The sequence below is a fragment of the Vagococcus allomyrinae genome (assembly GCF_017829975.1).
GTDB classification, from domain to species: domain Bacteria; phylum Bacillota; class Bacilli; order Lactobacillales; family Vagococcaceae; genus Vagococcus_D; species Vagococcus_D allomyrinae.
Map to the genome: position 1 here is coordinate 103531 of NZ_JAEEGA010000006.1, position 12268 is coordinate 115798.

Annotated in this window: 10 protein-coding genes; 9 read left to right on the top strand and 1 reads right to left on the bottom strand. The window is 38.8% G+C overall.

From position 1 onward, the window contains the following. The first annotated feature begins 234 nt into the window (after positions 1-234). Positions 235-1302, top strand: a complete 1068-nt coding sequence (locus I6N95_RS10555) for a GntR family transcriptional regulator (RefSeq protein WP_209527402.1) — start codon at positions 235-237, stop codon at positions 1300-1302. A 10-nt stretch (positions 1303-1312) separates the two neighbouring features. Then, complete coding sequence (locus I6N95_RS10560) at positions 1313-2410, top strand: radical SAM/SPASM domain-containing protein (protein WP_209527404.1); 1098 nt, start codon at positions 1313-1315, stop codon at positions 2408-2410. Positions 2411-2577: 167 nt separating this feature from the next. Here the strand turns inward: I6N95_RS10560 and I6N95_RS10565 are convergent, their stop codons facing one another. Further along, positions 2578-3768 (bottom strand): glycoside hydrolase family 3 N-terminal domain-containing protein, encoded by a 1191-nt coding sequence (locus I6N95_RS10565; protein ID WP_209527406.1) that lies wholly within the window; start codon positions 3766-3768, stop codon positions 2578-2580. 283 nt (positions 3769-4051) lie between these two features. On the opposite strand from I6N95_RS10565, the gene I6N95_RS10570 reads away from it, so the two are divergent. From I6N95_RS10570 to I6N95_RS10600, 7 genes are all read left to right on the top strand, one after another. Then, entirely contained in the window at positions 4052-6241 is a 2190-nt protein-coding gene (locus I6N95_RS10570) for a GH92 family glycosyl hydrolase (protein ID WP_209527408.1), read from the top strand. A 219-nt stretch (positions 6242-6460) separates the two neighbouring features. Next, a complete protein-coding gene (locus I6N95_RS10575; protein ID WP_209527410.1) occupies positions 6461-7372 on the top strand; it encodes a helix-turn-helix domain-containing protein in 912 nt (303 codons plus the stop codon). A 281-nt stretch (positions 7373-7653) separates the two neighbouring features. After that, positions 7654-7860, top strand: a complete 207-nt coding sequence (locus I6N95_RS10580) for a hypothetical protein (RefSeq protein WP_209527412.1) — start codon at positions 7654-7656, stop codon at positions 7858-7860. Positions 7861-7886: 26 nt separating this feature from the next. Further along, positions 7887-8783 (top strand): ATP-binding cassette domain-containing protein, encoded by an 897-nt coding sequence (locus tag I6N95_RS10585; protein ID WP_209527414.1) that lies wholly within the window; start codon positions 7887-7889, stop codon positions 8781-8783. A 12-nt stretch (positions 8784-8795) separates the two neighbouring features. Continuing rightward, positions 8796-9518, top strand: a complete 723-nt coding sequence (locus I6N95_RS10590; protein WP_209527416.1) for a hypothetical protein — start codon at positions 8796-8798, stop codon at positions 9516-9518. Between the two features lie 24 nt (positions 9519-9542). Further along, positions 9543-10106 (top strand): hypothetical protein, encoded by a 564-nt coding sequence (locus I6N95_RS10595; protein WP_209527418.1) that lies wholly within the window; start codon positions 9543-9545, stop codon positions 10104-10106. Positions 10107-10347: 241 nt separating this feature from the next. Beyond that, positions 10348-12000 carry a protein O-GlcNAcase gene (locus tag I6N95_RS10600; protein WP_209527420.1) on the top strand — a complete coding sequence of 551 codons (1653 nt, stop codon included), beginning with the start codon at positions 10348-10350 and terminating at the stop codon, positions 11998-12000. Positions 12001-12268 lie beyond the last annotated feature (268 nt).

Below are 12268 nucleotides of genomic sequence, written 5' to 3' on the forward strand. Positions count from 1 at the left end.
GGTATATCATTTATTTACAATTACGATTATATGGTATATCATTGATTTTGTCTAGTGGAAATATAATAGAAAAGATAGGACAGATTATAGGTTGCTATTTTGACTGTGAAAGCTTTGGCATAAATTTAAAAGTTGCTTAGGCTAAAGGAGAAGAATCTCCTGATTTATCAAGCTTTGATGGCCTGTCAGAGATTAGTGTGGTAAAATATAAATCAGAGAAATGAGGAGACGTTCGTGAAGAAGCAACCATTGTACCAAGTGATTTTAAATGATATAAAAAATGATATATTGACTGGTAAATTTAAACCAGATGAACAGATTCCTACCGAATTAGAATTAGCAGAACGCTATCAAGTGAGCCGGATTACCTCAAAGCGAGCTTTAGCGGAGTTGGAGAATCAGGGGTTTATTTATCGCTTACGAGGGAAGGGCAGTTTTGTTAAGGAAGCGGTGGCCCGCAAAGTATCAGGGAATAAAACTGATATTTTGTTTGTGATGCCTTTTCCTAAAGATATCGGGTTTGGCAATTACACTCAAGGAATCTTTCAAGCCATTGAGGGTACCTCTTATCGTTTAGTGGTTCAATCTCATGAAAGTTTAAATCAAGACAATTTAACGGACATCATTCAACATTACGCTGGCATTATTTTTTATCCGATTAATCGAGGGGGAGATTTGGAAATGTTGTACAGCTTGTATCTTCATCAAATGCCAACGGTTATTTTGGATAAGGTTTACGAGGGGATTGAGTTTACGACCATTGTCTCTGATAACCAACAAGGCGGTTTTGAGGCCACAAGCTTTTTATTAAAGACAGGCCTTGAGAAAGTTGCTTTTGTCAGCAGTCAGCCGATCATGGAGATCTCCACCGTTCGTGAGCGTTACTTAGGGTATTTAAAAGCCCTTCATCTTAAAAAAAATATGAGCAAAACCTTGTATGAAGATTCTGGTCATGACACGATGGCTAGTTTTGTTGATGAGGTCCTTGATCGGGCACTCAGTGAAGGCATCCAAGGAATCGTGGCGGAAAATGACTTGGTGGCGATCGCCTTGATCAACCAGCTTAAACAGCGGGGGATTGCGATTCCTGAGAAGTTATCAATTGTCGGCTTTGACAATATTCAGGCAAGCGAGCTTTTAGAGCCGAAACTAACGACGGTCAGTCAAAATTTTACTGAAATGGGCTTATTGGCTTGTCAAAAACTAATCGAGCAGATTGAAAGTCCCCTGCCAAAGTGTGAGACAATTGTGGTTGAAGTCGATTTTATCGAGCGGGAGACGACGAAAAAAATTAGAAAGTGAGTGAGTCTCAATGAAACAATTGTCGGTCTTGATTAAGCCAGCTTCCTCTCTCTGTAATTTACGCTGCCAGTATTGTTTTTACGCCAATATTAGTGATTTGCGAGACGTTCGTTCTTTTGGTCGCATGACATCTGCGGTAATGGAAAAGATGATTGATCAAATTTTTTTAGATCTTGAAGATGGCGATCAACTATCCGTTGCGTTTCAAGGGGGAGAACCTACCTTGGCTGGTTTGGCTTATTTTCAAGCATTTGTTGCACATGTCAAGCAACAGTCTAAAAATGTCACCGTCAGGTATGCGATTCAAACCAATGGGACGTTAATCAATGAAGCTTGGTGTCAGTTTTTGGCGGAAGAAAAATTTCTTGTGGGACTGTCGCTTGACGGGGGTGCTAAATTCCACAATGACTATCGGGTCAATCCTAAAGGTCAAGGAACCTTTGGGGATGTGATGAGGACCAAGACATTATTTGACCGCTTTGAAATTGACTATAACGTGTTATGTGTGTTAACGAATCAAAATGCGCGACATCCTAAGCAATTATTTAATTTTATCATCAGCCACCAAATTGACTATATGCAGTTTATCCCGTGTTTAGACGATTTAGATGTGGAAAAGCCTTCGATTTACGCTTTAACACCTGAACGTTTTGCAAGTTTTTATAAGCAATTATTTTTTCTATGGGAACAAGAATATCGCCAAGGAAATTACTACAGCATTAATCTGTTTGATAATATTGCCAATTTATTGGGGCATGGTCAAGTTAATGCCTGTGGTTTAGTTGGACAATGTGCGATCCAGTATGTGATCGAAGGCGATGGCAGTGTATATCCCTGTGATTTTTATGCCCTAGATGATCTTTGTTTAGGAAACATTACTGAAAGTACCTTAAGGGAGTTATTCTCGGCAAAAGTGGTCCAAAGGTTTTTGCGCACCCCACGTGACATGAGTGGGTTATGCGAGACTTGCCCTTATGCCAAGCTTTGTGGCGGTGGCTGTAAACGGATGGCGCAGACTATTTATAAAAATAGCGAAGGGACTTATTGCGGGTATCAGGATCTTTTGAACACGGTTGCAGAGCCTTTGTTTCAGATTAGCCGCAACTAAATGAGTGACGAGATAATTTCCATTAAATAATCAAAGAAACTATCTGTCTGATGATGTGTATAGTCGGCTTCTTTTGGTGGTCTGCCGGTCTGTTTTACAGGAGCGGTGAGCCCTTTTTGTCACAATTGACCGGATTGTCTAAAAAAACTCCAGTATTTACTGGAGTTTTAAGGGAGATCGATTAAGTTTAACCGGTATTTCAATAATAAAATGCGTGTGACGCTGGCATTAATTTTTTCTAGCGCGATGTTGTTATCTTTAACGGCCTTGATAACAGCGGGGATTTGGGTTTGATAGCTAGAGCTTAAGATTAAGTCGGCACTGCTGTTAATAGCTGAAACAGCCGCTTCTTCTTGTGTTGTAAATTCTTTTAAGCCTGCCATATCGAAATCATCGGTCATTATCACACCATTAAAATCCAGATCCTCCCGCAAGTAGTCGTAAACCTTACTTGAGATGGAGGCTGGTTTTTTGTCGTCTAAGGCTTCAACAATATTGTGAGTGATTAAAACCGAGTCAGCGCCAGCTTCAATTCCGGCGATAAAGGGGGGCAAGGCTTCCTTTTTTAAGGTTTCTAGTGAGCGTTTATCGCGGACAATTTCTAAATGGGAATCCTGGTTATCGCCGTACCCAGGAAAGTGTTTCAGGGTGCTGCCGATGTTTAGCTTCTTCATCTCAGTGACAGCTGTTTCGATAAAAGCGGCGGTTTCTGTCACATTTTTTCCAAGTGTTCGCTGGTAAATGAAGGAATCTGGCTTGGTTGAGACGTCAGCGACTGGCGCGAGACTCATGGAAATACCTAAATCATGTAAGATCGTTGACTGATAGGTCAGTTCCTTTTTGATTTCCGCCAGTCCACCTTTTTGATAACTTTTTTGAGGGGAGGCAAAAGGGGTTTTGAGAAAGCCTTTCTCATAGCTGAGCCGCGAGACCAATCCGCCTTCTTCATCTGAGGCGATGATCAGTGGCAGTTTAGCTGTCTGTTGAAAGCCAACGATTTTCTGCTTAAGTGAGGCTTGGCTCTCGCCAGCGATATCTCGACTGAAGAGTAAGTACCCCCCTAAATGGTAGTCTTTTAGGTCTGCCAATTGGTTGGTTTCCGGAACTCGGGCTAAAAAGAGTTGACCAACTTTTTCTGCCAGAGTCATATCAGCTGCTTGTTTTGCAAAGGCTTTTTCAGGGCTGATCTCCAAGTCGATATTGACGGTGGGCTTTTTAAAGAGCGCGTCAGCGATTTGTTTTTGAGAACGACCTAGTTGTTTGGTCGGTAGGGAAGTTGAATTAATTGTTTGCTGAAAAAAAATAGCAAAGGCAATTATGCCAATGGTCAGGATTGTCAGCGTTGTTTGTTTCTTCATTACGTTAGTATCTCCTTAATATAAAACCATAAAAAGCAAGTGCCAGTTGTTCAAACGCTATGGCTCGATCTTTTCTAGAATTGATTACGCCCTATACTAGCATAGATCGAAGCCAGAGAACAATAGAATTGGTTGGGATCGGGAAAATTTAAGAGATTTTAAAGGTTATGACGTACGTCAAGGTAAATTTGCTAAATTATCAAATGGTATATCATATGTTTACAAAAACGCGATAATGGTATATCATATTATTGAGATCAATTATTTGAAAAGGAGCGATATGATGTTAACTGAAAAAGAGTTATTAGCAATTGATACGCGGCAAGGCACCAATAACCAACATTCCTATTCGAATGGCAATTGTTTACCATACACAGCAGTGCCCTTTGGCATGAATCACTTCGTCGTTCAAACGACAGATCAAAAGGGCAGTTGGTACTTTAATCCTCACGATCGAGTTTTTCAAGGATTTCGTTTGACTCATCAACCAAGTCCTTGGATGGGGGATTTTTCTAGTTTGTTGATGACACCGATTGCCGGTACGGTAAACAATTTGGAGCTATTTACGCTTCAAAGTAGTTATCGACCAGAAGAGGCCTGTTACGCGCCTCATTATCTCAAATTAAAGCAAGAACGTTATCAAATTACTTCGGAATTGGTTCCAACAACCTATGGGGCAATGGTTAAAAGTCACTACGCTTATGGTGAAAATGCTGGATTTGTTTTAACCAGTCAAGGGCCGTACAACCTAACCATTGATCAAGAAAACAACCGTGTGTCAGGATTTATTATTAATTATTCCGATGTTGAGGATCCCGAGTTTAAAATGTACATTGATTTTTCTTTTAATCATCAGATTGATTTGGCGGCAAGTGGCATTGATACGGAAAAATTGGTTGCTGGCACTCAAATGACAGGTGAAAACTTGCGTTTAGTGCTTCGATTTAATCAGTGTGAGCTGCTTGAAACAAGGTTGGCTACTAGTTTTATTTCACTGAAACAAGCGCAGTTGAACCGACTGGCAATTGCTCAGAGCTCATTTAGCCAACTGAAAAAGCAAGGAGCAGATATTTGGTTAGATTATCTTAATCGAATTGAAGTCGAAGATGACAATCAGGAGGCTATTAAGACCTTCTACGGCTCGCTTTATCGGACGTGTCTGTTTCCTCAAAAATTTTATGAAACAGATGAAATGGGGCAGGATTACCATTATGACACGTTGAGCCGCAAGGTGAAGCCGGGCAAATTGTATACAAATAATGGCTTTTGGGATACGTATAAAACGGTCTATCCGTTGTATTCGTTAATTGCAGCAGATGACTACCAAGACATGCTGGAAGGCTTTTTAAATTCTTATCGCAATGGGGGGTATTTGCCAAAGTGGCTGTCACCTGATGAACGTGGTTTAATGCCCGGTACATTAATCGATGCTGTTATTGCAGATGCGGCAGTTAAAGGCATTGGTAAAGAGTTGATGCCAGAATTATTGGAAGCCATGATTAAGGCGGCTACCGTTCAAAGTGACAATGGTCATTATGGACGCCGAGGGACTAATCAATACAATGAAATCGGTTATGTCTCCTCAGAGTATGGTGAAAGTGTCAATCACACACAAGATTATGCGTATTCTGACTTTTGTATTGCTCAAGTTGCCACGACAGAAGGTCAAGCTGACTTAGCCAAGGATTACTTTGAGCGCTCTCATAATTATCGGCATATTTTTGACCCTTCAGTCGGCTTTATGCGAGCCAAAGATTCAGCAGGCAAGTTCGTAGAGGAGTTCCACCCTTTTAATTGGGGCAGGGATTACACTGAAGGATCTGCTTGGCAAAATAGCTTTGCTACTTATCACGATTTGGCCGATTTGATTGAACTCCACGGAGGACAAGAGGCGTTTTTTGAAAAACTCATTGAATTATGTAATACCTATCCAGAGTTTAAAGATTTGGGTTATGGTTTTGAAATTCATGAGATGAGCGAAATGGCGGCAGTTAATTTTGGCCAAGTGGCAATGTCTAATCAGCCAAGTTTCCATCTGCCTTATTTATTTAATTACGTCAATCAGCCTTTATACACCCAGTTATTGCTTAAGAACATTAAGGATAATCTCTTTAATCCAGGATGGGATGGCTATCCAGGTGATGAAGACAATGGCAGTATGGCGGCCTGGTATGTCTTTTCTAGTTTAGGGTTTTATCCAGTATGTCCAGGGGCAGGCGAGTATACAATTGGTCTGCCAAGTTTCCAACGAGTGACCCTTCATTTAAGTAATGGCAAAGAGCTGGAAATAGTTGCGGAAAATAAGAAGCCAACCCATCATTTTGTTAGCCAAGTAAGGCAGGGAGAAGCGGTGGTAAACCCGCTGGCGATTTCTCATAAATCTTTGATGAGTGGCGAACCCTTGCATTTTGATATGAGCTTGGTACCTCCACGCCCTCAAGCAGAGGTTGTTTTACCTTATTCGTTAAGTTAATATGGAACTCACTTTAACTGACAGTTAAGGTGAGTTTATTTTGATATAGCAGAATGGCCTTAACGATGTTAACCTATCCTAGCAAAGAAGGATCATAGTGACATTGATTGTCTAAGAAAAAGCCAATCACTAGGTTGGGGTATGCTATACTTGTTGATATAAACAAAAGATAGTTTTGGGAAGATGGTTGATTAATATGGTGAGTGTGGAGGGATATCAGTGGAGATTAAAGCAGAGTTAGGGAAAAAAATCAGAGGTCTCAGGCAGCAAAAAGAGCTAACAAGAGAAGCGTTTTGTGATGATGAAGTCTTTTTAACGGTTCGTCAGTTGGCGCGAATTGAGGCTGGCCAATCATTGCCTACATTACCAAAATTGACTTATATTTCACAAAAACTTTCCGTGCCGATCCATCAGTTAATTGATGAGAAATACGTGGAGTTACCGAAGAAATACTTGGAGTTGAAATATAGTATTTGCAAAATCCCGACTTACGATGAAGCCGAGCAGATAAAGCGAAAAGAAAGGTCCTTTGATGAAATATATGAAGTGTACTATCCTAACTTACCTGAAGAAGAACAGCTGGCGATCGATGTTTTACAGACCTCTTTAGACGTTCATATGAGTCAAAATATTACCTTTGGCCAAGGGATAATTGATGATTATCTATTGCAAATTAAACTCAAAGAGGAGTACTCGATAAATGATTTATTGATCATAGAACTGTATTTTGGTTGTATCTATTACCAAGGCTATGAAAAAGAAATTTTTAATAAGATTCTTTATCGCGTAATAGAACAGGCTAACTTCATCATAGACACTGATTTATTTTACATCAGAAAAGTATTATTTGCAGCGGCGAGTATCACGTTAGTACAGAATGAGTATCATGAGTTAAAGAAAGTCATTCAAGTGTTAAAATTAATAATGAAACATACACAAGATTTTCAGCAAAAACCAATTTTAAGTATGATAGAAGGAAAATATTATTTATTTGCAGAAAATAATAGCGAGTTAGCCAAAGAAAAGTATGATGATGCCTTGGTATGTGCAGGCATATTTGAGAATGACTTACTGGTTCGAAGAATTGAAGCTGAATGGCAGAGTGACTATCAGCAGTTTAGAGCAGAATAGGTGTGTGACCAATAAGCTAGTCCACCATTAGGAAACTAATGATGGGCTAGCTTATTTTGTAGACCCATTGAATGCTGACTTTTTTAGGAGATGACATGAATGTCATGTTGAAAAAATGAAAAGTTTTCTATACTAATAGACATGAAGCACTTAGAACAAAGAACAAAGGAGGTCAATAGGGTGATGAACATCCGGACGTAAGAATAGTCTGAAAAAATAATGATTAACAGGTTAGTGAAGGCACGTGCTGTGGAAAGTTAAAAATAGAAAAGAGATCAACTATGACACAAGTAGAGTATTTTTTTAAACAGATTCAAATCGAAAAAAAAGTTTTGATCATCGATAATAAAACGAATCAAGAAAAACTATTTCAAGTAATAATCAATCGTCAATTAGTTAAAATTGTTTTTCTCAAGCCACATGAAACCAAAGAAATTGATGTTAAGGATGAAGTAATCTCAATGATTGACGTTGTGGAAATTAACTAACTGATAACACGAAAGGGATGTAGCAAATGGAAAACCAACTAAAGGCAGTTTCCTTATTAAGAACAACTAAACTAATCAAGGCGTATCAAGAATACCGAGCCGTTGATGAGGTGTCAATGACGATTAACCAAGGGGATATCTATGGGTTTATTGGCAAAAATGGCGCTGGTAAAACCACCTTCATTCGAATGTTAACGAATTTAATTGAGAAAAGTTCAGGTAGTATCGAATTTTTTAGCGGTAAGGAGAATATTAAAATTGGGGCTGTCATAGAGTCGCCAGCCTGTTATCCTTATTTATCGGCTCAAGCTAATTTAGCCTATTATGCGATACAAGTTGATTTGCCTGATAAGCAGGAAAGAATCAAAGAAGTCCTTGAATTTATTGGCTTAGGAGATGTTGGAGAGAAAATGTTTAAAGATTTTTCTCTTGGGATGAAACAGCGGCTTGGTATTGGGTTAGCGATCTTAAATAAGCCGAATTTACTTATTCTTGATGAACCAACCAATGGTTTAGATCCACAAGGGATTGTTGAGATTAGAGAAATTATCAAAAAATTAAATCAGCAGTATCAGACGACGATCCTAGTATCGAGTCATATTTTATCAGAGTTATCGATGATTGCAACTCGTTATGGCATTATTCACCAAGGAAAATTAGTCAAGGAAGTCACCACTCAAGAGCTTGAACATGAATGCGAAAAACCAATTTTGTTATCGAGTGTTGATGATCAGAATTGTCAGACTATTTTGAAAAAAGAAGGGTATATCGTCGATGTGGCAGCTAACGGCCTGATTATTAATGCGGAAAAATCGAAAATGCCCGATATATCTCGTTTGTTGTTTCGTCACCAGTTAAATCTGACTTATTTTTCATATAAAGAAGAAAGTCTAGAAGAGTATTATTTGAAAGTAACGAGGTAAAGGAGAATGGTTATGTTAAATATTTTAAAATCTGATATTTATAGAATTGTCAAAGGTAACCTATGTTTTTATGCTATAGCAGGGTTAAGCTTATTCGGTCTATTTTTTGGAATCGTTCGTGAGGATACACCTAGTTTAGAAGCCATCAAAGACGGCTTATCTAATGCTTCGATATTTGTTTCAATTTTTATGATTAATATTTTTATGGTTGTTTGGGGCCATGAGTTTACTCATCGAGTGGTCAATAATTCCTTGATTTTTGGCATTCAGAGACGGACTTATTTTTATAGTAAAGTGTTGCTTACCTTTGGCATGACATTGCTCTTTTTAGCAGTTTACACATCCGCCTTAGGAATCACAGTCTGGCTAACAGCTGGAGGCTTTTCTTTACTTGAGATGTTTAAGATGTTATTGCTTCAATTGCCGTTGTACTTCGCAGTTAGCTTAATAGGAGTGTTGTTATTCAATGTAATTAAATCAGGAAATGTTGCCACCTCGATCTTTGTGACGTTGATCTTAGTAGGTGAGGGCTTAGCCTCAAGTGTTATTTCCACTTATTTTTCGGCTGCGGAAGTCTTATTGGATACCTTACTATTTACTAATATTCGGCTATTGACAGATTATCTGAAGCTTTCAGGTCAAACCGTTGGGCTTATTTTTAGCAGTGCAGTGGTTTATGGCCTGATCTGTTATATGTGTAGTTATCAGGTCTTTAAAGCAAGAGAATTTAAATAATAAAGAGCAAAGGAAGAAACTATAGTGAAAAAGAAAGTAATGATCTTAACATTGACGGTAGTGGCTTTATTTTTAGTCGGTTATACAACGTTGGGTTCGGCTAAAACAACGAATGAGGTCGCAAAGGAATGGGATTTATCCGCAGATACGATTGATTCCCTGTCTTTATTAGGGGCAGAACAAGATGTTAAGATGACTATTATTAAGACTGATCAAGATAAAACAGTTGTGAAGTTAGTCGGCAAAGTGTCTAGTAAAACCGAAAAAGAACTTGAGCAGGCAAAAGTAGCACTAGGAAGTTTGGAAATAGTTTTGTCAGATCCATCTGATTTCAAATTAATGCCTAACAATGATGGAAAAAGCGAGCTGGAAATGCAAGTCTTTTTAGGAAAAGAGGTAAGTCTTAAGAAGGTTAAAATTGAGTCAGTTGTTGGCAATATCACAGTCACGATTCCTCAAGATTTTCAAGGAGATTATGTGACGGTGGCTAAAAATGGTGGAGAAGTCCTAGAAGTTCCTGAGACAAGTAACGAACAAACGAAAGTTTTAGAAGTGAGTACGATTGGAGATATTCGCATCAAAAAGTAGGCCGAGTTGTTGATGTCAGTAAGTTACAGGCAACATTAGAGCGTGCGCTGGCGTCGTTAAATAGTCCATAAGTAAGCTGACGATAGAATTCCACTGAGTGGTCCTTTGGGCTTTAAATGATTCTGGAGAATATCTATAATTTTTAACATAAATCACTATAATTTGTTTCTTCTAGTTACAGACAATTATAGTAAAATAGAGACAGTCAAAGTTATCGTTGTTTATTTTAAGGAGGGTCAATGTGGAAACATTATTGTCAAAGTTAGCTCATTATCAAGAAGTTTATACTAAAGGGGCCTATCAGTTTATCGAAAAGCCAAGACTTAAAGTGAAGTTTTACGGAAAGTTTTTCCGATTTGAAACCCATCAAGATGTGATTCCGCAAGAGCAATTTCCCGATATTGACTGGGTAAGCAGTGATGATGAAGCTCAAGCGGATCTTCATTTTTATCATGAGTTTGATCGCCGAATGACATTAGATGGTTTTTCTTTGGAGGTAAGTGAGCCTGGGAAAGTGGTTGTGACGACTAAAAATTTGCGAGGGTTTAGGTATGCCTTAGAGGCGTTTCATATGCTTTTAGAATTTGGGGAAGAAGGAGTGGCCTATCCTTTAGTTAAAATTAAACATGAAGTTTCTTTTCAAATGCGAGGTGTGATCGAAGGTTTTTATGGTGTTCCTTGGCAACACAGTGATCGTCTTGATCTATTGCATTTTCTGGGGAAAGAGCGGCTGAATACGTATATGTATGCGCCAAAAGATGATCAATATCAGCGGAAATTATGGCGAGAGCTGTATTCTGACGTAGCACTTGCCAGATTTTCTGAGTTGCTTGCGGTCGCTGAGGCAGAACACATTGATTTTTATTATATGATTAGCCCAGGAAATGATATTGATTACACATTAGCATCCGAAGTGGCAGTCTTAACGACAAAGCTGCAGCAGTTAATCGACATTGGCGTTCGACATTTCGGTTTATTGTTGGATGATATTGACTATATTCTTAAGGGTAATGCTAAACGGAAGTTTTCTTCTTCAGCAAGCGCCCATGCCTTTTTGATTTCAACCGTCGATGCCTTTTTAGGCACACAATTAGCCGATTATCGTTTAGTGGCTTGTCCAACAGAATACGATAATCACCATGACTCCCTTTATTTAGAAATATTGAACCGTGAATTGCCAAAGGACATCCCGTTATTTTGGACGGGCCCTGCTACCTTGGCCACTGAAATTAGTACAGCGGCGATTGAAACGATGGCAAACATCTATGAGCGACCGTTGGTTATTTGGGATAATGTGCCAGTTAATGATTACCAAAAGGATTATGAGTTGCTTTTTCTTAGTCCCTACGAAAATCGTTCTCCAAAATTAGCTAATGATGAGTATCAAGTGGTGGGGATTGTTTCTAATCCAATGGCTCAGTGGGAGCTTTCAAAATTAACTGTCCATAATATGAGTCAGTATTTATGGAATAGTCCCAAATTTGAAGTGGTCAGTGCTTGGGACAAGACGTTGCTTGAATATGCCGGTAGTGAGTATTATGAGGCTTTAAAGTGTTTCGCTAAATTTAATCCGAATAAATACACCAGAGAACAGTACAGCCATGAGCAATTACTAAAAATTAGGCAAAAAGATCAGGACTATATTTCTGATGAATTGGCTAAATTACATTTTGCTGGGAAAGTGTTAGCAAAACTACCAAATGAGGCCTTTCAAGCGAACTGTGGTCCGTGGCTAAAACGAATTGAAATGGATGTTGCTTATTGGCAAGTAGTGTTGGCAGGAAATAATACTGAGCTGAAAAGGAAAGCGAAAGAGTTGGCCGACTATCCTCATCGCTTAGGAACAGATCTGGTTCAAAAGTACGTGGAGTATTGGCAGCTATTGGCAGAATGATGAACTAAGCTAGACAGCGATTAGAATAGAGAACCCGTTTTATCCTTTCCTATATAGCAAAAAAGAGCAGCGTGATATCTGCTCTTTTTTGCTATTACTGAAGATCACATGATGGATGAGTTTGGGAGAAAAAAGGATTAGGATGTGTAGAAAACTTGATATGACGCTTATTAGAAGTGATTACCTATAATCTGTAGATAAAATTCAATGGTTTATTTCTTATTTTTATAGCGCTTTATTCGTATACTGAGTATGTGAAATTGATTCA

What these genes read in the sequence shown, in the direction of transcription:
- I6N95_RS10590 (WP_209527416.1), top strand. Translation starts at nt 8,796, where the DNA reads ATGTTAAATATTTTAAAATCTGATATTTATAGAATTGTCAAAGGTAAC.
- I6N95_RS10570 (WP_209527408.1), top strand. Translation starts at nt 4,052, where the DNA reads ATGTTAACTGAAAAAGAGTTATTAGCAATTGATACGCGGCAAGGCACC.
- I6N95_RS10580 (WP_209527412.1), top strand. Translation starts at nt 7,654, where the DNA reads ATGACACAAGTAGAGTATTTTTTTAAACAGATTCAAATCGAAAAAAAA.
- I6N95_RS10560 (WP_209527404.1), top strand. Translation starts at nt 1,313, where the DNA reads ATGAAACAATTGTCGGTCTTGATTAAGCCAGCTTCCTCTCTCTGTAAT.
- I6N95_RS10585 (WP_209527414.1), top strand. Translation starts at nt 7,887, where the DNA reads ATGGAAAACCAACTAAAGGCAGTTTCCTTATTAAGAACAACTAAACTA.
- I6N95_RS10565 (WP_209527406.1), bottom strand. Translation starts at nt 3,768, where the DNA reads ATGAAGAAACAAACAACGCTGACAATCCTGACCATTGGCATAATTGCC.